This window comes from Rhodococcus sp. AW25M09, from assembly GCF_000333955.1.
GTDB lineage: Bacteria > Actinomycetota > Actinomycetes > Mycobacteriales > Mycobacteriaceae > Rhodococcoides.
The window spans coordinates 47,089-72,306 of sequence record NZ_CAPS01000059.1 but is presented as its reverse complement, the minus strand read 5'-3'; the positions used below and the strand labels follow the sequence as shown (position 1 = coordinate 72,306).

At 63.2% G+C, this 25,218-nt stretch carries 24 protein-coding genes; 12 read left to right on the top strand and 12 right to left on the bottom strand.

All coding sequences use genetic code 11. The features are described from left to right. Window positions 1-28 precede the first annotated feature (28 nt). The 4 genes from RHODMAR_RS11435 to RHODMAR_RS11420 all read right to left on the bottom strand — a co-directional run bounded on the left by RHODMAR_RS11435 (window position 29) and on the right by RHODMAR_RS11420 (window position 5,830). Window positions 29-1,003 (bottom strand): zinc-dependent alcohol dehydrogenase, encoded by a 975-nt coding sequence (locus RHODMAR_RS11435; protein WP_008714601.1) that lies wholly within the window; start codon window positions 1,001-1,003, stop codon window positions 29-31. A 36-nt stretch (window positions 1,004-1,039) separates the two neighbouring features. Beyond that, window positions 1,040-3,550, bottom strand: coding sequence for an ATP-binding cassette domain-containing protein (locus RHODMAR_RS11430; protein ID WP_008714599.1), 2,511 nt, complete (start codon window positions 3,548-3,550; stop codon window positions 1,040-1,042). A gap of 41 nt (window positions 3,551-3,591) precedes the next feature. Beyond that, the gene (locus tag RHODMAR_RS11425) at window positions 3,592-4,677 is read right to left on the bottom strand and encodes a substrate-binding domain-containing protein (protein WP_008714596.1); all 1,086 of its coding nucleotides are present in this window, start codon (window positions 4,675-4,677) and stop codon (window positions 3,592-3,594) included. A gap of 67 nt (window positions 4,678-4,744) precedes the next feature. After that, window positions 4,745-5,830, bottom strand: a complete 1,086-nt coding sequence (locus RHODMAR_RS11420) for an ABC transporter permease (protein ID WP_008714593.1) — start codon at window positions 5,828-5,830, stop codon at window positions 4,745-4,747. 383 nt (window positions 5,831-6,213) lie between these two features. Between RHODMAR_RS11420 and RHODMAR_RS11415 the strand changes: the two genes are divergently transcribed. The 4 genes from RHODMAR_RS11415 to RHODMAR_RS11400 all read left to right on the top strand — a co-directional run bounded on the left by RHODMAR_RS11415 (window position 6,214) and on the right by RHODMAR_RS11400 (window position 9,454). Continuing rightward, complete coding sequence (locus RHODMAR_RS11415; RefSeq protein ID WP_008714591.1) at window positions 6,214-6,615, top strand: nuclear transport factor 2 family protein; 402 nt, start codon at window positions 6,214-6,216, stop codon at window positions 6,613-6,615. A gap of 57 nt (window positions 6,616-6,672) precedes the next feature. After that, window positions 6,673-7,743 carry a maleylacetate reductase gene (locus tag RHODMAR_RS11410; protein ID WP_008714590.1) on the top strand — a complete coding sequence of 357 codons (1,071 nt, stop codon included), beginning with the start codon at window positions 6,673-6,675 and terminating at the stop codon, window positions 7,741-7,743. A gap of 1 nt (window position 7,744) precedes the next feature. Beyond that, on the top strand, window positions 7,745-8,659 hold the full coding sequence (locus RHODMAR_RS11405) for a dioxygenase family protein (RefSeq protein ID WP_008714588.1): 915 nt from the start codon (window positions 7,745-7,747) through the stop codon (window positions 8,657-8,659). Window positions 8,660-8,923: 264 nt separating this feature from the next. Next, window positions 8,924-9,454 (top strand): GNAT family N-acetyltransferase, encoded by a 531-nt coding sequence (locus tag RHODMAR_RS11400; protein ID WP_008714586.1) that lies wholly within the window; start codon window positions 8,924-8,926, stop codon window positions 9,452-9,454. A 3-nt stretch (window positions 9,455-9,457) separates the two neighbouring features. Here the strand turns inward: RHODMAR_RS11400 and RHODMAR_RS11395 are convergent, their stop codons facing one another. Together RHODMAR_RS11395 and RHODMAR_RS11390 are read right to left on the bottom strand one after the other, a co-directional pair. Further along, window positions 9,458-10,087 (bottom strand): RES family NAD+ phosphorylase, encoded by a 630-nt coding sequence (locus RHODMAR_RS11395; RefSeq protein WP_008714585.1) that lies wholly within the window; start codon window positions 10,085-10,087, stop codon window positions 9,458-9,460. Then, the gene (locus RHODMAR_RS11390) at window positions 10,084-10,587 is read right to left on the bottom strand and encodes a hypothetical protein (protein ID WP_042938807.1); all 504 of its coding nucleotides are present in this window, start codon (window positions 10,585-10,587) and stop codon (window positions 10,084-10,086) included. Before RHODMAR_RS11390 ends, RHODMAR_RS11395 begins: the two co-directional genes overlap by 4 nt. 255 nt (window positions 10,588-10,842) lie before the next feature. On the opposite strand from RHODMAR_RS11390, the gene RHODMAR_RS11385 reads away from it, so the two are divergent. The 5 genes from RHODMAR_RS11385 (at window position 10,843) to RHODMAR_RS26970 (ending at window position 14,404) form a co-directional block, all read left to right on the top strand. Beyond that, window positions 10,843-11,910: a ParB/Srx family N-terminal domain-containing protein gene (locus tag RHODMAR_RS11385; RefSeq protein ID WP_008714581.1), complete on the top strand. Its 1,068-nt coding sequence runs from the start codon at window positions 10,843-10,845 to the stop codon at window positions 11,908-11,910. A 214-nt stretch (window positions 11,911-12,124) separates the two neighbouring features. Beyond that, window positions 12,125-12,409: an SAV_915 family protein gene (locus RHODMAR_RS11380; protein WP_157226065.1), complete on the top strand. Its 285-nt coding sequence runs from the start codon at window positions 12,125-12,127 to the stop codon at window positions 12,407-12,409. Continuing rightward, the gene (locus tag RHODMAR_RS11375) at window positions 12,406-12,702 is read left to right on the top strand and encodes a hypothetical protein (protein ID WP_008714576.1); all 297 of its coding nucleotides are present in this window, start codon (window positions 12,406-12,408) and stop codon (window positions 12,700-12,702) included. The genes RHODMAR_RS11380 and RHODMAR_RS11375 overlap by 4 nt, the downstream gene beginning before the upstream one ends. Further along, a complete protein-coding gene (locus RHODMAR_RS11370) occupies window positions 12,702-13,799 on the top strand; it encodes a WXG100 family type VII secretion target (RefSeq protein ID WP_008714573.1) in 1,098 nt (365 codons plus the stop codon). The genes RHODMAR_RS11375 and RHODMAR_RS11370 overlap by 1 nt, the downstream gene beginning before the upstream one ends. Before the next feature lie 38 nt (window positions 13,800-13,837). After that, window positions 13,838-14,404: a hypothetical protein gene (locus RHODMAR_RS26970; RefSeq protein ID WP_157226064.1), complete on the top strand. Its 567-nt coding sequence runs from the start codon at window positions 13,838-13,840 to the stop codon at window positions 14,402-14,404. A 100-nt stretch (window positions 14,405-14,504) separates the two neighbouring features. On the opposite strand, the gene RHODMAR_RS11360 is transcribed toward RHODMAR_RS26970, so the two are convergent. From RHODMAR_RS11360 to RHODMAR_RS11350, 3 genes are all read right to left on the bottom strand, one after another. Next, complete coding sequence (locus RHODMAR_RS11360; protein ID WP_008714570.1) at window positions 14,505-15,161, bottom strand: nitroreductase family protein; 657 nt, start codon at window positions 15,159-15,161, stop codon at window positions 14,505-14,507. Window positions 15,162-15,344: 183 nt separating this feature from the next. Further along, a complete protein-coding gene (locus RHODMAR_RS11355) occupies window positions 15,345-16,172 on the bottom strand; it encodes an SDR family oxidoreductase (RefSeq protein ID WP_008714569.1) in 828 nt (275 codons plus the stop codon). Continuing rightward, a complete protein-coding gene (locus tag RHODMAR_RS11350; RefSeq protein WP_008714567.1) occupies window positions 16,169-17,710 on the bottom strand; it encodes an aldehyde dehydrogenase family protein in 1,542 nt (513 codons plus the stop codon). The genes RHODMAR_RS11355 and RHODMAR_RS11350 overlap by 4 nt, the downstream gene beginning before the upstream one ends. A 117-nt stretch (window positions 17,711-17,827) precedes the next feature. Between RHODMAR_RS11350 and RHODMAR_RS11345 the strand changes: the two genes are divergently transcribed. Next, entirely contained in the window at window positions 17,828-19,018 is a 1,191-nt protein-coding gene (locus RHODMAR_RS11345) for a PucR family transcriptional regulator (protein ID WP_051047959.1), read from the top strand. A 157-nt stretch (window positions 19,019-19,175) separates the two neighbouring features. Here the strand turns inward: RHODMAR_RS11345 and RHODMAR_RS11340 are convergent, their stop codons facing one another. Both RHODMAR_RS11340 and RHODMAR_RS11335 read right to left on the bottom strand, forming a co-directional pair. Beyond that, window positions 19,176-20,201, bottom strand: coding sequence for an alpha/beta fold hydrolase (locus RHODMAR_RS11340; protein ID WP_157226063.1), 1,026 nt, complete (start codon window positions 20,199-20,201; stop codon window positions 19,176-19,178). Window positions 20,202-20,231: 30 nt separating this feature from the next. Then, the gene (locus RHODMAR_RS11335; protein WP_008714560.1) at window positions 20,232-20,864 is read right to left on the bottom strand and encodes an isochorismatase family protein; all 633 of its coding nucleotides are present in this window, start codon (window positions 20,862-20,864) and stop codon (window positions 20,232-20,234) included. A gap of 123 nt (window positions 20,865-20,987) precedes the next feature. On the opposite strand from RHODMAR_RS11335, the gene RHODMAR_RS11330 reads away from it, so the two are divergent. Further along, entirely contained in the window at window positions 20,988-21,962 is a 975-nt protein-coding gene (locus RHODMAR_RS11330; RefSeq protein ID WP_008714558.1) for a GlxA family transcriptional regulator, read from the top strand. Window positions 21,963-21,964: 2 nt separating this feature from the next. Further along, window positions 21,965-22,804, top strand: coding sequence for an adenylate/guanylate cyclase domain-containing protein (locus RHODMAR_RS11325; RefSeq protein ID WP_008714556.1), 840 nt, complete (start codon window positions 21,965-21,967; stop codon window positions 22,802-22,804). An 88-nt stretch (window positions 22,805-22,892) separates the two neighbouring features. On the opposite strand, the gene RHODMAR_RS11320 is transcribed toward RHODMAR_RS11325, so the two are convergent. After that, a complete protein-coding gene (locus RHODMAR_RS11320; RefSeq protein WP_008714554.1) occupies window positions 22,893-25,130 on the bottom strand; it encodes an NADP-dependent isocitrate dehydrogenase in 2,238 nt (745 codons plus the stop codon). Between the last annotated feature and the right edge of the window lie 88 nt (window positions 25,131-25,218).

The following is a 25,218-nucleotide window of genomic DNA, read 5'->3' as shown; positions in this document are numbered from 1 at the left end:
GTGTTGAGCGGTCGGAGACGTGCGTCGGTCAGAGAGTTGCGTCGAACTTGATGTGTACCTTGATGTTCTCGGCCGGCTTCTGTGCCTCGTCGAGAGCCGTCACGGCATCGTCGGCCGCGATTTCGCGGGTCACCAGTCCACCGAGATCGAGCCCGCTTCTGGCAATGAAACGCAGCGTCGCCGGCCACACGCCCGGCGAGCCGATCGCGCCGCGGATGTCGAGTTCCTTGGATTGGATGAGCCCCAGCTTCGCCGGCGCGGATCGTCCGACGTCGATGCCGATGTACACCACCCGTGCGCGATGCCCGGCGAGTTCGAGTGCGCCGGCCATCACCTCGGGACGGCCCGTCGCCTCGATGACGACGTCGGCACCTCGGCCGCCGCTCACCTTCGCGAGTAGTTCGTCCACCTCGTCCGGGGTCACTGCATGTGCTGCACCGAGTTTCAGCGCGGCCTGCCGCCGCCCCTCGGATGGTTCGACCACGATGGTCGTCGCCCCCAGTGCTGCGCCACCGGCAACCACCCCGAGCCCGATCGGTCCGGCTCCGAGCACGACGAGTACGTCGCTCGCATTGACGTTTCCGGCGCGCATCAGCCCGTAGTAGCCGCAACTGAACGGTTCGACGAGAGCGCCGCTGGTGAACGAGACCTCATCGGGAAGCTTGTGCAGCCATGCAGGTTTGACGACGAAGAACTCCGCCGCTGCGCCGCTGATGGAGAACCCGAAGTGGTCCTCGCCGATGACGCATTCTCCGACGACACGATCGCCCACCTGGAAGCCGTCGACGTCGGCACCCACCTTCGCCACCTCACCGGACCATTCGTGTCCGGGGATGATCGGGTACTCGAACGGGATGATGTAGCGGCCCTCGAGCAGTTCGATATCGGAATGGCAGACGCCGACCGATCGTGCGGCGATCAGAACCTCGTCCGCCGCTATGGTCGGGATGTCGAGGCTCGCGACCTCGGCCTGGTTCTCTGCGACGAATCTGAGTGCTTTCACTGTCGTCTCCTCTGTGTGACGTTCGTGTGCGGAAGGTCAGCGCTTGCGGACCGAATTACGCTGCTGCAGGCCGATATACAGTACGGCGGCCGCGATGACGATGGCGCCCTGCAGCCAGTACTGCCATGCCGTCCCCAGACGCAGGAAGTTGGCGAGGGCCAAAATCACCTGCAGAAGAAGCGCTCCGAGCAGAACCGCGATCGGCGAACCGCTACCGCCACGCAACAGCGTTCCGGCCACGACGACCGCGGTGATGGCCGACAGGGTGAAGCCGATACCCTGGTTCGGATCACCGACACCGACCTGCCCGACCAACATGACACCGCCGAGCATCGTCATCAACGAGCAGCCGATGTAGGCCGCCGTGACGGTGAGGCCGGTGCGGACGCCGACCTTCTCGGCGATCGCGCTGTTCGATCCCGAAGCGCGAAGAGCGATTCCGGGGCGCGCGAAGCGTAGGACGACACCGAGCGCCACGGCAGCGAGGACCGCGACCACGAAGGCAACGGGGACCGGACCGACGCTGTAGTTGATGACGTCGAGGATCGCGAAGTCGACGTAGCCGTCGATTTCCGGTCGCAGGAGCAGCGAGATTCCCTGAATACCGATGTAGGTCACCAGAGTCGCTGCGACCGCGGTGAATCCCAGTCCTCGAATCAGTCCGCCGTTGACCGCGCCCACGATCACTGCCGCCACGACGGCGATCGCGACACCTGAGAGCAAGCTCGCCACCGACGCCCCGTCGAACCAGAAGAACGACATGATCACCAGCACCAGCCCGGTGAGGGGGCCCACCGACAGATCGATTCCGCCGGTCATCACCACCAGCATCTGGCCGAGCGCGATGAAGCCGAGCGCAGTGGTGGTGAGCAATACCGACACCAGGTTGGCTTCACCGAGGAACCGTGCGTTCTGAGTCGTGGCGATCAGGGACAGCAGGACGATGGCACCGAGCAGCGTGTACGCAGGCAGCGAACGAAGAAGTCGGTTCGGTGGCCCGTCCGCGGGCGTGGTCCCCGTTGCCGTCGTGCTCTTTCGATGTCCGGTTGCCGACACCATGGCTTGCATCATGTTGTGCTCGGTCACCGCTTCGTCGCTGAGCGACTCCACCACGGCACCACGGGAGACGACGAGAACCCTGTCGCACAATCCTTCGAGTTCGACTGCGTCGGAGGACAGTACGACGATCGCCATTCCTGCATCCGCCGCCGCCCGCAACTGCAGATAGATCTCGGCGCGGGCCCCGGCGTCGACGCCCTGCGTCGGCTCCTCGGCAAGAACGAGTGTGGGCTCGGCCAGCAGCGCGCGGGCCAGGACCACTTTCTGCTGATTGCCTCCGGACAGATTCCCCACCGGCGTCTCGACGCTCGGAGCCTTCACGGTCAACGCCGTGGACATCGCCGTCGTGAGTCGACTTTCACGGTTCTTGTCGATGATTCCATGGCTGACGAACCGCCCGAACGCGCCGAGAGCAGAGTTCTCCCTGATCGAGAAGTCCGGCAACACACCCTCACCGGCGCGATCGGCAGGCATGAACGCTATCCCCGCTCGGTGCGCGTCCGCCGAGGATTTCAACGCCAACTGTTCACCGCCCAATCGAACGATCCCGGTGGATTCGTTCAGACCCGCCAGGGCCCGAAGCAGAGCGACCTGACCGTTGCCCGCGACACCGGCGAGACCCACGATCTCGCCCGCACCGACCGTGAACGAGATGTCCTCGAAATCCGGGCTCGACAGGTGTTCGACGACGAGGCCTTCCGCGGTCGGCCCCGTACCTTTCGGCGGAAACACGGCGTCGACATTGCGTCCTGCGATGAGCGTGATGATGTCGTCGTCGGTCAGCGTCTGCGGATCGTAGGAGCCGCGCACCCGACCATCACGAAGAATCGTCATCGTGTCCGCCAGTTCCCGTACCTCGGGGATGCGGTGGGTGATGTAGACGACCGCCACTCCGGCTGCGGCGACCCGGCGCACGCGCTCGAACAGCAGATCCACCTTGTCCTGGACCAGGGGTGCCGTCGGCTCGTCCAGAATCAGCACCTTGGTCTCGGTCGCCAGAGCTTTCGCGATCTCGATCAATTGGCGCTCGGCGATGGGAAGGTCGCCGCACTTGGTGTCCGGATGCACCGTGCAGCCCACCACCGCCAACTTCTCGGTGACCCACGGACCCATCTCGAACACGGAAGGCCGGAGATTTCGGGGGATTGCGAGCACCAGATTTTCGCTGACCGTCAAGTCCGGCAGGAGGGCCGGAGTCTGGTGAACGATGGAGATGCCCAGAGCGAGTGCGTCGGTCGGCGTCAGACCGGTGCGCGCGACTCCATCGACGACGACCGACCCCGACGTCGGGGTCTGAGTCCCGGAGATGATCGACATCAGCGTCGACTTGCCCGCACCGTTCTCGCCCAACAGAGCGTGCACCTGACCGGGCCGGATATCGATGTCGACCCCGGACAGAGCGGTGACCGCGCCGAAGGTCATGCCGATCCCTCGAACCTGAAGGTACGGCTCGGTGAGAGTGGCTGTGGACGTTGATCTCTCGTTCATCGAAGCTCCTGACAGCACTGGCTGCGGTGTGATCGGACGTGTCATTGCAGAACCTCTCCGATGCGTTGCGGGTCGAGTTCGGTCGACAGGAGCGCATCCTCGGGTAGAGCCGGATTGCAGATCGGCGCGCTCGGCATGCCGCTCACCGAGTCCTCGAACGCCACCGGAACGTCGACCTTCGACTCGGGTGCGACGCCTCCGGTCGCCTCGGCCACCACGTGCTGGACTGCGAGACGGACCATGTAGGTCTGCGAGGTGACCGTGAACAACTCGAACTCCGGATTGGCGTCCTTCAACTGCTCGTACTGGCAGGACAATCCGTTGGAATCGGCGGACGCGATCAGCGGCAGTGGGCGCCCGGCCCGCTGAAATGCCGTCATGATGCTGGTCGCTGCGAAGTCCGTCATGACCGCATCGATCTGCGGGTAGCGCGAGAGCATGGTCGACGTCGCCTGCTGTGTCTCGGCGGGAGTCCAGTTGGTGACGGTGAACGGCTGGTCACCGATCAAGTTGATCCCCGGGTGATCGACCAGGACTTCCTGCATACCTGCGTATTCCGCGAGATCCTGCGAGTTCGCGGGCGGTCCGCCGAGGAACAGAACGTTGCCCTCGCCGTTCGGCAGCGACTTCACCAGCCACTCGGCGTACAGGCGGCCGATCGCGCCGAAGTCGGCGGCCACGAACGTGGTGTACTCCGACCCCTCGGAGCCACCGGGAGAAATCCGGTACGGGACGACGGCGACACCCGCCTTGTACTCGTAGCGCAGCGCCGGAAGAACTGCCTGCCCCGCATCGGGGAACACGAGCATCCCATCGACGCCCTGAGCGCCGAGGCTCTTGATGTCGGCGATCGCCTTCTGGGTGTCACCCTGCGCGTCCGTGGTGATGAAGTCCGTGACGGAGGAACACTTGGCGAGTTCGTCCTGCAATTCGGCGGAGTTGGTTCGTTTCCAACTGTTTCCACCGCTACCGTCGGCAAAGCCGATCACGGCCTCCGTAGGTCCGCACCAGTCCGGACGCGGCTCGCTGCTGGATACGGTCTCGAAGCCGCCCACCGAACAGCCCGCGATCAGGGCGGCAACAGGCAGCAACGTCAGCATCCGCAGGGTATAGGTCTTGAGCTTCATCGATGGTGTCCTCGAGTCAAGGGGGAAGAACGAATGTCGTAGCGGGACAGGTGCCGTGGCCTGGCGGTCATGACACCTCGACCGACTGCCGGGGTTCCTCGACAGCCGTCGCGCGACGCTTCCCTCCTGGCCGAAAACCGCTGTGGAAGGCCACACCGAGGCCGAGCGCGAGAGCCTGAATAAGGATCTGCCAGCCGTACGCGAGTCCCAAAGTCGACGCCAACCGGTCGACCTGGGTGAAGAACAGCGCGGCAATCAACGAGGCGAGCACACTGCCCTTACCGCCGAGCAGTGATGTGCCACCGAGAACAACTGCAGCCACCGACGGCAGAAGGTAGGTGTTGCCCTCACTGATTCCCGGAGTGTTGACGATGCCGGTCAACAGGACGCCGGCTACGGCGTACAGCACTGCTGCAACGGAATACGCGCTCAATGTATAGCGCAGCGGAGCAATGCCTGCCGCGACCGCGACCCGCGGATTGGAGCCCACAGCCTCGAAGATGCGTCCCGACGGGGAGAGACGAAGTACGACACCGACTATCGCGGTGAGGACGATCGCGACGACCACGGTGACAGGTACCCCGAGCACAGTGGACCCGATGATGTCGGACAGTCCGGTCGGGGTTCGGCGCGCGGCACCCTCGGACACCGCCCAGGTGGCGCCGATGAGGAGGGCGTTCATGCCGAGGGTCGCGACGATCGGAGCAACGTTCAACCGCGCGACGACGAAGCCCGAGACGGCTCCGGCCACAGCAGAGATGAGCAGGGCCGCGACCACTGCCATGAAGATCGCACCGGGTGTACCGCTACTCGCGAGCTTGGTGACCACGACGACCGACAGTGAGAACACGCCCGGTACCGAGAGATCGATACCGCCCTGTTGTACCACCAAGGTCTGTCCGATCGCGACGACCGCGAGGATTGCCGCGAACGGCAACATCGCAGATATCGCGCCACTACCGACGCTCTGCGGAGCGAGGAGGGCGCTGATCAGGAACAGAACGACGGTGGCAATTCCGATGGCGACAGCGCCCCTGGCTCGTCCGCTCAGAGCCGCGCCCAGTACGCCTGCCGTCGATCGTTCGTTCCCGGGAGTAGGCCCGATTCCCGTGGAGGGAGCGGGTCCTCCAACCGATTGATCATGTGATGTCACGAGAGTTCTCCGTTGGTCGGGCGATGAGGGTGGTGGAGTAAGCGGGAGGTTCTGTTGCGAGAAACTCAGCTGTGCACCTTGCACGCGACCACATCGCTTCAGAATGTCCACCATGGCTGCATGAATGTCCTGTCCTGATTGAACTGTGCAGTGGGTCACTTTGTCAAGCAGGTAATGCTGTGCACCACTCTTCTCACGATCACATGGCTGTCTAGCTGCATAGATGCAGTGCGAGATGCGGGCTTCGTCCATACGGACCCGCGCGAGAAGGCGTCGAACACTTACCTCAAAGGTGTTCTGTGACAGTTGACACTTGCCCTCCGGCTGCCTACCGTCGTCACCTACCGGCACACTGCGGCCGCTCGACTTTCCAGGAGAATCCCATGACACAGGCACAGGAACTCGACATCGACGCCATCAAGGCCACGATCTCCGAGCTCGAAAACAAGCGCTACACGGCGATCGTCGACGGCGACCTCGATACCTTCGCGAGCTGCTGCCACCCCAACCTCGTCTACACCCACTCCGACGGCAGCCGCGATACGGTCGACTCGTACCTGAACAAAGTGACCTCCGGTTTCTACGTTTACCACCGCATCGACCACCCCACCGAGGACATTCTCGTCTCGGGCGACACCGCAATCGTGGTCGGCGAAATGAACGCGAGCATCACCGCCAACGGCAACGAGAAAGAACTGGTGAACAACTCGATCGCGGTGTGGGTCAAGGAGAACGACCAGTGGCTGCTGCTCGCCTACCAGCCGACTCCGCGCCCGTCGCACTGATTCACCCTCGTCCCGGTTCACCCTCACACTCGGCTCACTGACACACCGGAGGCACGGATGCTCGAATTCGAGCACGACTCACTCGCTCAACGCGTTCTGTTCGGAGCGGGCAAGGCCGCGTCCAACCTCGCTGCCGAGGTCACTCGACTCGGTGCACACTCGGTCATGGTGATCGCCGGCCCGGCCGAGACCGAACTGGCGAACTCGGTGTGCAGCGAGATCGAGCCACGGCTGATGTATTCCGAAGTGGTACAGCATGTTCCGATCGAGACGGCGGAGAAGGCGCGCGCCGCGGCCCGCGAACACGAGGTGGATCTGCTGGTCTCCATCGGCGGCGGTTCGACCACCGGTCTGGCGAAAGCCGTCGCCCTCACCAGCGGCATTCCCATCGTCGCAATTCCCACCACGTACGCGGGCTCGGAGGCCACGAACGTGTGGGGACTGACCGAGTCCTCGCGCAAGACCACCGGCGTCGACGCACGCGTGCTGCCCACCACGGTGATCTACGACGTGCTCTCGCTGCTGACCCTTCCGGTGGAATTGAGCGTGGCGTCGGGACTCAACGCCCTGGCGCATTCGGTCGATTCGATGTGGGCCCCACGGGCCGATCCGATCAATTCGACTCTGGCAGTCGAAGCCATCACCGCGCTGTCCAGCGGACTTCGAGACATCAAGCGAGATTCCTCGAGCCAATCCGGCCATGAGCAAACCCTCTACGGCGCATACCTATCCGCGGTTGCCTTCGCGTCAGCGGGATCCGGATTGCATCACAAGATCTGTCATGTGCTCGGCGGCACGTACAACATGCCGCATGCACAGACCCATGCGATCGTGCTGCCGCACGTCCTCGAGTACAACGCACCGTACGCGCCCACGGCCGAGCAGCGCATCGCGAATGCTTTCGGGAGCACCACCGCAGTCGAGGGACTGTGGTCGCTCCGCACCGAACTCGAGGCACCCACCGCGCTGCGCGACTACGGTCTGAAGGAGTCCGATCTAAGTGAGGCCGTTGCACTCGTTCTGGAAGCTGCTCCCGCCTCCAATCCGCGCCCCGTCACGGCTGAATCGCTCATGACGCTGCTCCATAATGTATGGGCAGGAACGACTTCCGACGACGAGGGCCGCTGACATGGGTATCGACAACCGCACCGACATCTCCCCGGAGCAGAGTGGCCGGGAGCGAGCACTGACCGACAAGGTCGTGGCCAGCTTCGCCGAGACCCCCGATCCGCGACTGCGGGAACTGCTCACGGGATTGACCGAGCATCTCCACGCGTTCATCCGAGAGGTCCGACTGACGGAGGACGAGTGGTCCACGGCCATCGAGTTCCTCACCGAGGTCGGTCACATCACCGATGACCGGCGTCAGGAATTCATCTTGCTGTCCGATGTTTTCGGTGCCTCGATGCAGACGGTGACAGTCAACAACGAAGCGATCGCCGGCGAGACGGAGTCGACGGTGTTCGGTCCGTTCTTCGTCGACGACGCCCCCGCGATCGAGTCGGGCGGTGACATCTCCCACGGCGCACCGGGCCAGGCATGCTGGGTCGAGGGGACGGTCACCGATATCGCAGGTGAGCCCGTTGCGAATGCTCGGATCGAGGTGTGGGAAGCCGACGACGACGGCTTCTACGACGTCCAGTACTCCGACGGACGGGTCGCCGCTCGCGGCCATCTGTTCTCCGACGACGATGGGAAATTCGCATTCTGGGGCCTCACCCCGACTCCGTACCCGATACCGTTCGACGGACCCGTCGGACGGATGCTCGACGCCGCCGGACGCTCGCCGATGCGGGCATCGCACCTGCACTTCATGGTCACCGCCGAGGGCAAACGGACACTGATCACCCACATCTTCGTGCGCGGTGACGAACTGCTCGATCGCGATTCGGTATTCGGCGTCAAGGACTCGCTGATCAAGGACTTCGTCGAGCAACCTGCACGAACGCGCACGCCCGATGGCCGCGATCTAGGCGAGAACACCTGGTCGAGAGTCGAATTCGATATCGTTCTCGCGCCAAGCTCAACGCCGACGGCATCCTGAGGGTAGGAAAGTCCGAATCACCTCAACGGCTTTCGAGAGCAAGGGCCTTTTCTGCGTTGGCGCACTCTTCGTTACCGGCCGTTGGGCCGCCGTGGGTAGCGTCGCTGCAGTCGTTTCCACGGGTCCTGCAGGAGCGACGTGACGACCGTGGTGCTCGCCTTCCGGTGGACACGAGTAGGTTCGTCTCACCGCGATCGGTGATTCAGTGTGTCTGAGGGCAGGTTTCGAATCAGCGCGAATCCACGTCGTGCCAGGATTGCTCTCATGACAGTCCAGCCCATCCACACCGAGCGCCTGACCCTTCGCCTGTACGAGCCCTCCGACACAGACAAGATTCTCGCGTACTACAGCGATCCCGAAGTCTGCCGCTATCTCCTACACGAGGCGTGGACCCACGCCGATGCCGTTGCTGCGGTGGGCAAACGGATCAAGCGAAGCGGGTTGCACACCCAGGCGCTCGCGATGGTCGTCGAGCACGAGGGAGCTGTGGTGGGCAACGTCGAGGCATGGTTGGTCGACGGTTCGCCGGCCCTGGTCGAATTGGGCTGGACGTTCTCCCCCACCGTGACCGGTCGCGGGTACGCCACCGAAGCGGTGAAAGCGTTGATAGAGCACGTGTTCTCGCTACCTCAGATCCACCGCGTCAGCGCACAGGCGGACGGACGCAACGATGCATCCGCCCGTCTGGCCGCGCGCGTCGGGATGCGTCAGGAAGCGCACTTCCGCCAGAACTGGTGGTGCAAGGGCGAGTGGACCGACACCCTCGTATTCGCGATGCTGCGCGAGGATCGCTGACCGCTACAGCAGATCCGGAACATCCAGGATCGTGACACCTGTTTCTTCACGCCACCGCTCCATCAGATCCGCACGCTCAGAAAGTCCAGTCGTGACCTTCACAGCATGACGATGCCGCTCACCGACCACACCTGCTTCACCGAACAGGGCGATGCACCGACCAGCACGTTCGAGCTCGTGACGCGCCCAATACCGCAGACCCTCGAACCCCGCTGCCCGTAACGCGGCCGCCCACCGCTGCGTCAACGAATAATCAGCGGTCGAAAAGATCTCCGCCGTCACCCCGAACGCAACACCCGTGTTTGCAGTCAGATCGGCGAGCGTGACATCGGAGCCCAACGTGATCGTCGACGCGGCACGCGCATCGACCTCGTACCTCGGCACGACGAGTTGACCGCCGAAAATCTCCAGAAGCGTGACCACTTCGCCTTCTGCCAGATAGCACGTCCCGTCGGGCTCTTCGAGGTCGAACCTGCCGCCACCGCTCGACGAGTACCACCACGTTCCCAGACTGGCTCGATGCGACCGAAAGAAATCGGTCCCGGCCGGGTACGTGTACGACGGAAACCGCCCCGCTAATTCGCTGGCGGGCTTGGGCTCGGACAGATGAACGACAGAGCGTTCGGCACTCACGCCGCTAGCCGACTGGCAGCAGCCCGAGCCGCGCGAGCTACGACCGGCACATCACCATCGAGAAGAGCACGACGAGGTGTACGACCACCCAACTCGGGCTGCTCGGCCGCCAACCACGCAACCGTCGACCATCCTTGCGGATCGACGTCCGCCCACACTCGCAGCACCTGCTGGATCCCGAGAATCGGCTTCGCGGGACGAACATCGGTGAACCCGGCCGCGGCATACCCGTACTTGCCGTTACCACCTGTCAATCGCAGAACACGGTGCTCGCGCACAGCCTTACTCAATGCGGCGCGAGTCCAACCCGCTACAGCGAGAGCCTCACTCGGAGTCAAGATGTCACCCACATGCTCGCTCCACGCACGACGCGCCTTCAAACCGTTCACGATGCCATCGAGACCCGCCCTCGCGTACGCCAGATCACGTTCATCCGGCGCGCCACTGGCCTCGACCAGCCGGTGCGCCATGACCTCGAAGTCCTTTTCGGCAGTGGACATGCCCCGATCATCCCCCGCCGTCCCGATCGTGTCAACCATGTCAACTTTCAGCGCGGGCCGGCCGGCAGGAAGTGTCTATCTCAGATGCGGAGATGCCATTCGATGGCAGTGTCGCCGCGAGCGGGACCGACAGCACCCACGAGGGGACGCGTTCACCTCACGATCGCCTCTGCGTTGATTCCGCGACATCGACCGGTGACCGAAGTGCGACATTCTCGGGACACTTCACTTCTCGAACTCATAGGAGTTTCACGAATGCGCACGCTTGGAAGAGCAGCCCTGCTGGGCACGCTTGCATTGATCACGGTCGCGTCCGCATCGATCGGCGGCGTTGCTACGGCCGCTCCGGCACGGACTGCGTCGCCGCTGTGCCAGGTCGCAGACCTGCTCCCCTCCGGATCGTCCACGGGTCTCGGTTACCAGTGCGCCGAAGCCGGTGAGCTTCTCGACCTCCCGATCGGCGAGGTGCGTGCGACGCAACCGTCACTCGGGTACGACGAGGTCTACTACAAACTCGGTCGATACACGCTCGGCAAAGACGAGATCAACAAGAAGTTCGACGACTGGTGCGAGGCCAACGGCCAGGAAGAGGCCGCGTCGGCGTTGCCCGACGCGCGACTCGACAATCCGTCGTCGTTCACCTGCACTGTTCCCGTCGGCCAGGAAACGCCCGACACCATCGCGCCCATGAAGACCGTCGTCATCGGGCCGGGCGGCGTCCCGTACCTGACCGACGGGCACCACACACTGACCTCGTTCTACGAAATGCCGGACGGCGGACCGAATCTGCATCTCCGTCTGCGGGTGGTCGCGAACCTCAGCGATCTGAGCGCCGCTGACTTCTGGGCACGGATGCAGGCCGAGAAGTGGGTGTGGAACTACGATGTCGACGGCAACGAGGTTCCGGTCGAACAGCTGCCCGCAGGAGTCGGCCTCGCCAAGTTCCAGAACGACAAGTACCGCAGCCTGACGTACTTCGCCCGCGATATCGGCTTCGCCCCCGGATCGATTGCCTTCCAGGAGTTCTACTGGGGTGCTTGGGTTCGCGACTCGGGCGCAGTCGACATCAGTGGATGGGACAGCAACAACATGGCGAGCTACCTGAGCACCGTCGAGTCCGTCTCGCGCGCCCAGGTCGCGGCCCCGAAAGACGCTGTGATCGAGAGTGGCCGAACCGCAGCCGAACTCGGCGCACTGGACGCGTGGAACGACGGCAAGGCATCCACCAAGGGCGAATTCGGAAAGCTCTCGACGCCGTTGTCGGACGACAAGCCCGGCAAGCTCGCATACGCATTGCAGTACAAGATGGGGCTGCCCAAGTAGTTGCTCCTTCCACCCGACGGTGATTCGCTCGCCGACGATGTCGGCGGGCGAATCGCTGTTTCAGGGCTGAGTTGTTACGGTCTCGGGTTGCCAATGCTCCCGAACCGGACAGAACCCGCTAGTCTGTTGCCGGAGTCAGCACGCCGGGGGTTGCTGACATCGACTTACCGGGGGGTAAATGTTCGAGCATCGCGGCAGGTCGCCGGGGTTGTATGTGCCGCTTCAACCAGCGGCGGGTACTGCCACCAGGACGGTGGATCTGCGAATTTTGCCCGACGGCCGCGTCGGTTTGGCGGCGTTCACGTCATTGACGTCGTTGGTGCACAACTGCGGCAACGGCCAGCCGTGGGGGCTGGTCGACGAACGCGGGCTGGCAGAGATCCGCGCGTCGGCCGAGATCGACGTAGTCCTGCTCGATGCCCCACTTCCTTCGCTGGACAGACGGATTCGTGCTGAAAGCAGCACACCCGACACCTACATGACGGATCCGCTCCGATGAGCCTGCCAGGCATCGAGATCGGTGATCTGAACGAACCCGCTCGGATACTGATCGACAATGCACACAAGTTGGATTCGAGTGGCAACAGCGCTCCCGAGGTGCCCAATGCGGGCCCGTCCACGATCTTCGTCGGCGAGGCCATAGCATCGCTGGCACAGGTCATGTCGGAGTTAGTGATCGCCTCCGCTCGGGCTGCCGACGCAGTGCAGACGTGCGACGAGAACTACGCGGCCGCGGAAGACGCCAACACCGCAGCCGTCGTCCATGCCGGTACACCGGGTGGTCCGCGCTGATGCCGATATACGTGTACCTCGACGTGGACATCGATGCGTGCCGTGATTGCGCCACAGCGTTACGCACGTTGGGTGAGAGCGCAGAGGGCGGATTCGAGAGGTTCCGCGACGCCCGCGACCGATCCGAGGACGTGTGGAAGTCCGATGCCGGCGAGAGCTTCCGCGGCACGATTTCCACGCTGAGTACCGCGGCAGAACGCACCGCCGACCGCGCCGAAGCGTTGGCGAAGGCACTCGACTCTTTCGCCGGCTCGATGCTTACCGCCCGCCAGAGCCTCACTCGAGCGGTCGCCCGAGCCATGGAAGCCGGTATTTGGGTCGGCCCGAATGTCTGCAAAGCAACGTGGATCGGGGATCCTGATCCACTACATCCGACGGGCCCCTGGTCGATCGAGCAACTGACGACGCAGGCGAACCAGATCGCCGCATACAACGACGCCGTCGACATGGTGATCGAGGCGCGAACAACCGAAACAAACGCGCACACCGCGTTGCAAGCTGCGTTCGAGGACAGTGCGGAATGGCTGGACAGGCTGCGTAGCTCGGCGCCCTGGATGGCTGTCGGCGGAGTCATCAGCTACCTGGGCACAGCCGCGCAGCAGGCCGATCAGTGGGGCGCGATTGCTCAGACCAGGGCAGCGCAACTCGAACGATTCGCAGCCCTTGCCGCGGAGGCTGCACCCGATTCGGTCAGCACGGCCGCGACGAGAGTGACGTCGGCCTTCACACCGGCGGCGGACGATGCGATTCGAGTCGCTGCGCAGAACAGGGCGCTGCTGCCGGGGAGCATGTTGCCGAAGCTCGGCGAGCTGACATCGAAGGGACTGCCTCTCGCAGGCGGTATCGGCTCGAAGATTCCAGTTGCCGGCGCACTCTTCACCGGCGGTCAGATTGTTTACGACCTGCACGGTGCCGAGGATCTTGGGGATGCAGCCAAAGTCGTCGGCAAGGATGCAGGCGGCTTCCTCGCCGGTACAGCGGCAACGACTTTGCTTCTCGGAAGTGTTGCAGGCGGACCAGCAACAGTGGCTGCCGTGGGTGTCGGAATCCTCGTTGGCTATGGCGTCGGCGAACTCATCGAATGGGCGGCAGAGTGACGGACCGCCGACGACGGGCAATCGTCGCTCCTGCCCAAATGCCGGACCAGATGACCGGCGAGCCGAGACCCCCGACGGCCCACAGAGGAGAGGCCGCGGCCCACTGGGTGACGATGCCGGGAAATCTCGAAAAAAGCATTGCGCCAATCGAATACGGACCTGCGCTGGAAGCGTATGAAGAACCCAAAAATAGCAAACTTCTTCTAGCATTCATGCTGCTCGTCTTCGGCATCCTGGTTTTTTCGATTCCGATCTGGAGTTTCGAGTGGATCTGGGACTGGTGGCCGCCGTGCATGGTGTTCGGTCTTCCGCTTTTGCAATACCGCAAAAGCCTCGGAGACCGCGTCCTTGCAGGCGCTCGCTGGGTGCAACAGCGAGACAAATGGATATCGACCTACGAGATCACCAAAATCCGCTCCACCACCGTCGGACTCAACCGGGCATCCAAGATCGAAGACGTCCACGGCAACAAGCTCATCCTCGTACTCCGCGACGCCCAGATGAACCCACTGCTCTGGAACCTCGTCTACAACGGCATCGCTCACTCCGTCGCCAACGGCAACTGCGATATCTCCAAAGCCGCACGCCGAATCCTGAAGGTCTAGTCGCCGCCGACGGGGGACCGGCACCGACGAGCCAGCTCGTTGCTATTTCTCTACGTCTGACATCGTTCGCCGAATGCGCAGCCGGGCCGGACCGCTTCGCCTACCACCGATCGACGTGCAGCACCGTCTCGATCGGATCGCGCGGAGCGACCTTGAACGTCTCCCCTGTGTAGTACGCCGTCGGGATCAGTGCCCCCTGATGGAAGTCCTCGGGGATGCCGAGTAGCTCGGAGATCTCCGCCTCACGCGCGAGATGAATTGTGGTCCAAGCGGTTCCGAGACCGCGGGCACGTGCGGCCAGGGCGTAGTTCCACACGGCGGGTAGTAGTGAGCCCCACAAGCCGGCCTGGTTGCCTGCGGGCAGTGTCTTGCCCGCCTGGATGCACGGAATCATCAGGACAGGAACCTCCCCCATGTGCTCGCCGAGCCACCCGGCACTGTCTCCGACGCGCTTCTGCACCGAAGCGCGTTCCGGATCGTCGGCAAACAGGGCCGACGCGGAATGCTTCGAAGCCTGATACTCCGCGAACAACTCGCCGTAGATCGCACCGATGCGGGCCCGGAGGTCGGGATCGGTGACCACAATCCACTGCCACCCCTGCTTGTTCGAGCCGGACGGAGCTTGCAGAGCAATCTCCAGGCACTCCTTGATCAGCTCCATCGGGACCGGTCTGGTCAGGTCCAAGCGCTTACGCACCGTCCGCGTGGTGGTCAGCAGCTCGTCAGGTGTCAGATCCACGATCGGGTAAGAAGTCATTCCTCGATCATGCAGCACGTTCTCGATCCAAGCTCACGCCGCACGATCCCCGGTGTCGCTCCGCTGCACCTCCTCGCCGCTGTCAGCCCACCGAATCGATGCAGCGGCTACATCGTCGTCGACAGCATCGGCAGGCTCTTCGGCACCACGTGCGATTGGGTCAAGTGTGGAAAGCCAACCAGCTCAGTTGGTTTCGATGCGGTCCGAGTAGGCCTTTCGAGCGTTGTTGTCGATATCCTGGAGCAGGATGTGCTCGGTGCCCAATGCTTTGATGATCGGCTCGAGTACTCGTCGCGGCAAAATATTCTGAAGCTGACTCAGCTTGCCTGCCATACCCGTCACCCGGACTTGAGATTTCGGCTTCTCGACGAGACGAGCGACCGCGTCGGCTATTTCCTGCGGTTCCGCGTTCCGCAGTAACTTCGGCTTACCGGCACCGGCCGTCAACTCTGTGTTCACGAATGTGGGCATGACGCAGGAGAAGTCCACTCCGCTGTCGTGGTATTCCCGGCGCAGCGTCTCGGTGAGAGCCTTCACCGCGTGCTTCGTCCCGCAGTACGCGGCCACACCGGGGAAGTAACCTTCTCCTGCCAGCGACGCGATATTGATGACGTGACCGGAGCGGCGGGGCAGCATCCGTTGCAGAGCCTGCTTCGAGCCCCACATCACGCCGAGGACGTTGATCTCCACCTGACGTCGGGTGATCTTGTCCGACTCCTCGTGGAACCAGCCTGTCGGCATGATGCCGGCGTTGTTGACGAGTACGTCGATCGGGCCGAGTTCGGCTTCGACCATATCCAAGAAATCGGCAAATGATGCCGGGTCCGTGACGTCCAGTCGCGCGTACGCCGTGATGTCGAGTTCGGTGGCTGCTGTTTTCATCTGCACTTCGTCGATGTCTCCGATAGCGACGCGGGCCCCGTCTGCGATCAGGCGCTTGGCGGTGTCGAAGCCGATACCACGGGCACCGCCCGTAATTGCGATTACCTTGCCGGAAATAGTGCTGCTCATACGTTGTCCTTTTCGTTTGTGCGGCCGAGGATTCGGCCGAGGTCTCGTGCAACCAACATGCGGAGCAGTCCACCGACCGCCTTCATCTTGGTCGGGCTGTAGGGGTACCAGAGTGGTTCGGCATTCAACGTCGGAATGCGCGGTGCGGTGATCGACTGAACCCGGCAGTACTTCCTCACCCCTTGCGCCCCACCCAAACGCGACCCGACACCGGAGTCCTTCCAGCCGCCGTGTGGCAGCCCGAACTCGAACAAGTTGATGAAGGCGTCGTTGATGTTGACCGCGCCGGCGTCGATCTGTCGCGCAACGGCCATCCCGCGCTTGATATCACTGGTCCACACCGTTGCGGACAGGCCGAACGGTGAGTCGTTCGCCAGCCGGATCGCCTCGGCCTCATCAGCGACTTTCATCACCGGGATCGTCGGACCGAACGTCTCCTCGCGCATGCAGGCCATCGAATGGTCCACGTCGACAAGGACAGTGGGCTCGTAGAACGTGCCGGTCGCGCCCTGCTTGCCTCCGGTCACAGCACGGGCCCCCGCTGCGATGGCCGAGGTGACTTGACGGTCCACAATTGCCTGCTGATCCTTCGTCGCCAATGCACCCACGTCTTGGGCAAAGGACCGGTCGTCGGCACCCTGCCGTAGTGAGCCGACCTTCCGGGTGAGCTTTGCGACGAACTCGTCATAGATCGGGGCTTCTACGTACACACGCTCGACAGAGATACATACCTGACCAGAGTTCATCAGTGCGCCCCACGTGACCCCGTTGACCGCCCGATCGACGTCGGCGTCGGCAAGCACGATCGCCGGATCCTTACCGCCGAGTTCGAGGCTGTACGGCTTGAGTTGCCCGGCGCAGGCCTGGGCGATCGTGCGACCCGTCGGGGTGGAACCGGTGAACTGGACATAGTCGACCGCGTCGACCACCGCCGCGCCGGTCGCGCCCAGCCCGGTGACTACTGCGAGTATCGGCGGCGCGCCGATTTCGGTCCAGCCGCGCTCGATCAATTGCGCAGTCAACGGTGTCACCTCCGACGGCTTGATCAGCACGCCGGCCCCTGCCATCAGTGCGGGGATGGCGTCGATCAGGGGCATGACCAGCGGAAAGTTCCACGGGGTGATGATTCCGACCACGGGATAGGGACGAAAGACCTTGAGCATCTTCTTCTGCATCGTGAAGAGTCCATGTGCCCCGACCGACTCGTCGGCCAGGAATTTCGCGCCATTGGAGTTGTAGTAGTTGATCAAATCGGCCATCATCGGCGCTTCGATTCGAGCCTCCGCCCGCGGTTTTCCGGTCTCGGACTGCACTACGTCGGCAATCTCGTCGGCATGATCGAGCAGCCAGTCGCGGAACGCCGCCAACCACTTGCTGCGGCCCTTGGTTCCGAGCGCCTCCCAGGCAGGCTGAGCCGCACGCACAGTACCGACGATGTGGTCCACCTCGGCCGGACTGACGTTCGGTACCGTTCCGACGACTCGGCCGTCTGCCGGATTCACGATGTCGATCTGCTGGTCTGCCGTAGCTGCTGACACTTTCCCTCTACTCCTCGATTACAACAAGAAGTCCATCGTCATCCTTTCGGTATCGCGTCGGTAGAGAAAAATGTCCAACTAGCCGAGTCACGATTGTGCGCGGTGCACAATTGCGGGGTGACCGATTTCGACCCGACCTCCTGGATCGGTGAACTCGCGGCAAACCTGGTGAAGCCGAGCGACGTCGCTGCCGTCATCGAGCGACTCAACGACGAGATAGCGGCCGAACTGCCCCTGTTCGACACCGACCTCGAGCTTCGTCGTGACCTCGATGCCAGCACCGCGGGACAATTGCGGGCGTTCGTCGCGTACTTGCTTGCCGATGCGGACGTCGTTCGTCCTGCAGTCGAAGCTGTTCATCTCGCCCGCACGATCGCGCGCCGAGGAATGGACCTGTCAGTTCTGCTCCGGATCTACCGGCACGGCCAACAGTCTGCACTCCGGTATACGAACGAGATGGTCGAGAGCCAGGATGCCCCGGAGGATGGGCGGGTCGAGATTTTGATCGAACTCTGGTCCCGCGCGAGCGCCTGGTTCGGCTTGTGCGTCGAACAGCTCATCACGGCCTACACGGAGGAGCGTGAGCGATGGCTTCGCAGTGCGCTCACTCGGCGAAGGCAACAGGTCGAGGCCGTACTGCGCGGTGACGCCGTGGACGTAACCGCAGCGGAGACCTCACTCGGCCATCCCCTACGACGCCACCACACCGCACTTGTCATCGTTGCCGACAGCGAAACCGACGGGACGACAAGGCTCGAAGAAGTCGCTGCCCGGCTCGCTGTGGTGTTGAGCGTCCCCCGACCACTCCTGCTGCCCGTGGGGTCACGCACCCTCTGGGCTTGGCTCGCGACAGACCACATACCTGATCTGACGCTGTTGAACGCGACCACCCTTCCATCGGACATACGAATCGGTATCGGCATCACCGCCAACGGAATCGACGGATTTCGTTCCAGCCATCGAGAAGCCGTTGCGGCACTGCGGGTCGACACTCGCCAACTCGCGTTGTATGCGGATGTGGAACTACTCAGCCTGCTCTCTGCGGATCCGACTGCGCTCTCGACCTTCATCGACCGCACTCTCGGACAGTTGGCAGACGATATTCACGCCGCGCTCCGGGACACCGTGATCGCGTACCTTGCGGCCGGCGTCGGCGGTGCTTCGACAAGCCTTGGCCTGCATCGCAACACCGTTCGCTATCGAATCCGGCAGGCCGAGGAGCTACTGGGCCGCACTGTGGAAACAGGCAACCTGGAACTGCACCTTGCCCTGGTCTGCGCGGCCGCCAGTACACAGCGTCCGAACTGATCTCGAGTGGACGATTCCCTTACTGCGGCCAGCTGTTTGTGAGCCAGAGACGGAAGTAGCGTGCACCGGTGCAGAAGGCACGCAATAACCTCCAATGTGAGGAAAACGAAACGCCACCGTACAAACGTTCCATGTGCCTGTTCAGCGGCCGACCGGATCACGTCTCCGAAGAAGATGTTCTCGGTGCGACCGCAGCATTCGGGGCTGCACGTCGACCGATCGCCTTATCGGTGAACTCATCGTTCGCCTCACGCCAGCGGATATTCATCGACACCCCGCCGTGCCCATCTCCCTCGTCGATAACGAGCACGGACCCCGGCCACTGACGATGCAGTCGCCACGGCGTGATCGCGGGACCGGAGATATCCCGTCGGCCATGGATGAGAACGGCAGGAATACCGTGTAGTGCCGCTGCACGGTCGAGAAGCGGCGGATCGCAGAAACCGTCGTGTGACCAGTAGTGCGTGACGAGGCGCGCGAATGCAAGCCTGAACCGGTCGTTACCCCACCGCGGATCGTGCCTGACACCATCGGTGCCGAAGGATACGTGGACGTCTTCCCACAGCGCCCACTCCCGAGATGCGTTGTCTCGCAAACTGAGATCAGCGGAATTCAACAGTTGCTCGTAAGCCTCGACTATTCGACCCTCACCTCGCCTGAAGCCGACGCCCGACATCTCGGCGAATGTCGCGAAACGATCCCACGCTTCTGGGAACACTGCACCGACGCCCTCGGTGATCCACTCGATCTCCGCGCGGCTGGTCGTCGTCACCGAGACGAGGACTATGCCCAGAACCCGCGTCGGATGCGCGAGGGCGTAAGCAACGGCAAGGGTCGATCCCCACGAGGCCCCGTTGACGATCCACGCTTCGATCCCGAGATACTCACGGAGCGCTTCCATATCGGCGATGAGATGTGCGGTGGTGTTGGTAGACAACGACGTCGAGGGATCGGAAGCGTGGGGCGTCGATCGGCCGCACCCTCGTTGCTCGAATCCGACAACCCGCACCCGAGACAGGTCGAAGTGCCGGCGATACTGACTCGCTCCCAATCCCCCGCCCGGTCCTCCGTGTAAATACAGCGCCGGGACGCCGTCGGACGGACCCCACTGCTCCCAGTAGATCTGCTGACCGTCGCGCACATCCAGCATTCCGTGACGCGGCGGGGCCTCGTTCGGTGTCATACCGATCATCAGATCACGAGCACCGAACCGCTAGGCGACGGCGGCGTTTCCCTGAGCTGCAGAGACCACCAAATTGCTTGCGGTCAATTCGTTTCCACCCTTGACCGCGTCGATCCACTGGTCGGAGGAGGCGACTGCTGCGAAGTTGGACTGGTAAAGGACCATCAGAGCCTTGTGCAGCTGCTCGCCCGAGACGGTGCCTGCCTCGTTCGAGAGGTTGATCGCGCCGGTGGCGTCGGACAGGATCTCGACCTTCAGGTCGAGCGCTTCGGCGTCGGCGCTGGAGGCGAGGTCGCAGTTGTTGGTCATGTATCCGACGATCGTGACGGTGTCGATGTTGTTGCTCTGCAACCATTTCGCGACGCCGGTTCCGGCGAACACGCTGCTGTACTGCTTCTCGACGCGCTCGAACGAGGGTTGAACGACCGCCTGAATGTCTGGATGCAGCTCGTAGGTCGGGGTGCCCTTGACGAACGCCGGGGAACCTTCGGGCATTTCGTGCTGCACGATGGCAACCGGAAGCTCCTGCGCCACAGCGGCTTCGATGGCGCGGACGATGTTGGCCAACGACTCGTCACGGGGCGGGTACTGGATCTGCAGCACTCCCTCGAAGTACTCCTGCTGCACGTCGATGACGATCAGTGCCCTGCGCGGTGCGGTCATGTTCTTCTCCCTCGGCTGGTGTTCTCGGTCGCTTCTCATCCTTCGGTACCGGCCTTGCCTCCACGAGTGGCACAGATGCATACTTTCGATGGAATTGCGCCAACCTTCGAGATCGGAGACGCCATGCGAATAGCGCTCTATGCGTTCGACGGCATCACGATGTTTCACCTGGCCGCGCCGTTGATGGTGTTCGGCGAGGTGACGCGACTCGGGCTCGCCCCGGACTGGGAGACGCGCGTGTGGTCCGACACCGCCGGGTCCATTCGCACCGAGGAGGGGTTTCCGGTGAGCGAGATCGTCGATCCGAGCGCCGTCGACTGGGCCGATATCGTCATCGTTCCGTCGTGGCCGGAATCCCTGCCGCCCATCGGTAGCGAACTCTCGGCCGCGCTGCGCGGAGCCCACCGACGCGGAGCCGAGATCGCAGGCCTATGCCTCGGATCCTTTGCCATCGCCGACACCGGCCTGCTCGCCGGACGGCCGGCAGTCACCCACTGGACCAAGATGTCCGAGCTGCGGGAGCGCAATTCGCAAGTAGGTCTCGACGAGTCGGTGCTCTACATCGACCACGGCGACGTGATGACATCCGCGGGAACCGCGTCGTCGATCGATTCCTGCTTGCACATCGTCCGCAAACATCTCGGTTCGGCCGCGGCGACGCGGGTCGCGCGCAGCCTGGTGGTCGCGCCCCATCGAGACGGTGGTCAGGCGCAGTACATCGAACGTCCGGTCACCGAGGCATCGGGCGAAACCGCGATCGCGGACGTGCTGAGCTGGGCACTCGAGCGACTGGACGAGCCCTTGCCGATCGAGCGACTGGCCGAACGAGCGCGCATGAGTAGGCGCAGCTTCATCCGCCAGTTCCAGCTCGAGACCGGAGCCACCCCAGCCCGCTGGGTACTCGACAAACGACTCGACGAAGCGCGAAGCCTGCTCGAGACGACCGATCAGAGCGTCGAGACCATCGCCACCGCAAGCGGATTCGGTAGCGCAGTCACCCTGCGCCAGAACTTTCGCGCGTCGTTCGCGGTGACACCGACCGCCTATCGACGGCAATTCGCGGTCGGTACTGCGCCCATGGACGTCGTGGACAGGTAAAGATGAACGACGTGATCCTGTGGATAGTTGCCGGAGTAGAGCTCGCCGCCATCATCGCGCTCGGTGTGGTCCTGATCGTCTCGCGTCGGACCTTGAGCAAGACGCGTCGCGCTTTGGACCGGGCCCTGTCCGAATCGCAACAACGCCGTAAGCGGCGGGGTCTCGTGCCATTCGCGATCAGAACCGCCTTCCACACCACCGACTTGCTCATCAACAAGGGCTTCGGCGCGACCGTGCGCAACTCCGTCGAGGATCTCGCCGGCTGGGCCAAGGTGGAACGGCCCGACCTCGCGCGCATGACCGCCGACGGCGACATCGTGGTGATGTTCTCCGACATCGAAGGATCGACCGCGCGCAACGAGGAACTCGGCGACCGCGGCTGGGTGAAACTGCTCGAGAAGCACAACAAACTGATCTGCAAGCACGTCGACGATCACGGTGGACACGTGGTGAAAAGCCAGGGCGACGGCTACATGATCGCCTTCTCCGACCCGACTCAAGCTGTGCGCTGCGGCGTCCGAGTGCAGGAAGCACTGCTGAAAAACCCCGATCGCTGGGACCGCATCCGCGTCCGAATGGGCGTGCACGTGGGTAGTTCGGTGCGCCGAGGCGACGACATTTTCGGACTCAACGTGGCCATGGCAGCACGAGTCGCGGGACAGGCCGAGGGCGGTGAGATTCTGGTCAGCGAAACGGTTCGAAACGCCATCGATGCCGCGCACGATCTGACTCTCGGCATGCCTCGGGACGTCGAACTCAAGGGTATGAGCGGACGCTTTCAGTTGTATCCGGTTGCGCTTCCGATGCTGCCGAGCGCCGAGGTCGCCTCCCTGAACGAATGAATGGCCCATTCACAACGTCTGGGCCGCGTGAATGGACCATTCATTCGTTCCCGGGGTACGGGGGTGGGGTGGGGTGGGGTGGAAACAACTACACCTTCGCCGACTCCAGTGCCTCGTTGAAGGTCTTCGACGGACGCATCACTGCGGCGGTGGCTTCGGCGTCCGGGTAGTAGTAGCCGCCGATGTCTACTGCATTGCCCTGGACCTCGTTGAGCTCGGCGACGATCTTGTCTTCGTTCTCCGCCAATGTCTTCGCCAGTGCGGCGAAATGCTTGGCCAGTTCGGCGTCCTCGGTCTGCTCGGCGAGCTCCTGCGCCCAGTAGAGGGCGAGGTAGAACTGGCTACCGCGATTGTCGAGTTCACCGGTCGAGCGCGACGGGCCCTTACTGTTCTCGAGCAGCTTGCCGGTGGCGGAGTCGAGTGCCTTGGCGAGGATGGTCGCCTTGACGTCGCCGGTCTTGGTGCCCAGGTCTTCGAGGCTCACGGCCAGCGCAAGGAATTCTCCGAGCGAATCCCACCGCAGGTGGTTCTCCTCGATGAGCTGCTTGACGTGCTTGGGGGCCGAGCCGCCTGCACCCGTCTCGTACAGTCCGCCGCCAGCCATGAGGGGAACGATGGAGAGCATCTTGGCGCTGGTACCGAGTTCGAGGATCGGGAAGAGATCGGTGAGGTAGTCGCGCAGGATGTTGCCCGTCGCGGAGATGGTGTCGAGTCCGCGGACCAGACGCTCCATCGTGTACCGGATGGCGCGCACCTGCGACATGATCTGGATGTCGAGGCCCTCGGTGTCGTGATCCTTCAGGTACTTGCGGACCTTGCCGATGAGCTCGTTCTCGTGCGGGCGGTACGGATCGAGCCAGAAGACGACGGGCATTCCGGATTCGCGGGCGCGGGTGACAGCGAGCTTGACCCAGTCCTGGATCGGGGCGTCCTTGACGATGCACAGACGCCAGATGTCGCCCTCTTCGACGGTCTGGGTGAGCAGCACCTCACCGGTGGCGATATCGGTAATGTTGGCGACCCCGGCCTTGGGGGCCTCGAACGTCTTGTCGTGTGAGCCGTACTCCTCGGCCTGCTGCGCCATGAGCCCGACGTTGGGCACGGTCCCCATCGTCGTCGGATCGAACTGGCCGTTGGTCTTACAGAAATTCACCATCTCCTGGTAGATGCGGGAGAAGGTGGACTCGGGGTTGACCGCCTTGGTGTCCTTCGGGCGGCCGTCCGCACCCCACATCTTGCCGCCGGCGCGAATCATCGCGGGCATGGATGCGTCGACGATGACGTCGCTGGGAGAATGGAAGTTGGAGATACCGCGGGCGGAGTCGACCATTGCGAGCTCCGGGCGAGTCTCGTGACACTTGTGCAGATCCTCGATGATCTCGTCACGCTTGGACGCGGGGAGGGTCTCGATCTTGGTGTAGAGATCGGCGAGGCCGTTGTTGACGTTGACGCCCAGCTCTTCGAAGACGTCGTTGTGCTTAGCGAAAGCGTCCTTGTAGAAGACGCGTACTGCGTGGCCGAACACGATGGGGTGCGAGACGCGCATCATGGTTGCCTTGACGTGCAGCGAGAGCATGACGCCGGTCTCGTACGCGTCCTGCATCTCCTCTTCGTAGAACTCGAGGAGGGCCTTCTTGCTCATGAACATGGAGTCGATGACGTCACCGTCGGTGAGCGCGACCTTCTCCTTGAGCAGGATCGGCTCGCCGTCGGCAGGCAGCAGTTCCATCTTGACCTCGCGGTCGCCGTCGACGACGGTGGACTTCTCGCCGTGGTAGAAATCGCCCTCGCCCATGTGCGCAACGTGGGTGCGCGAGGCCATCGACCACTCGGTCATGCTGTGCGGGTGCTTGCGGGCGAATTCCTTGACGGCCTTGGGTGCTCGCCGATCCGAGTTACCTTCACGCAGAACGGGGTTGACCGCACTGCCGAGGCACTTGGTGTATCGCTCGCGGATCTCGCGCTCTTCGTCGGTCTTCGGGTTGCCCGGGAAATCGGGGATCGCGTAGCCCTTGCCCTGCAGCTCCTTGACGGCGGCGATCAACTGCGGCACCGATGCACTGATGTTGGGCAGCTTGATGATGTTGGTCTCGGGCAGCTGCGTCAGCCTGCCCAGCTCAGCGAGGTTGTCGGTCACTCGCTGGTCTTCGTTGAGGTAGTCCGGGAACTCGGCGAGGATGCGGTTCGCAACGGAGATGTCACTCGACTCGACGTTGATCTCGGCCGCGCTGGCGAAAGAACGTACGACCGGCAGAAACGCGTGAGTCGCCAACATGGGCGCCTCGTCGGTAAGGGTGTAAATAATGGTCGGCTTTTTCGCAGTCATGTTTGCCTTTGCCTCAGTTTCAACGTCGTCTTTTGGATACGTCCACTTACGACTTTAATCTTCGAACGCACCGCTGTGCGTGGCAGTG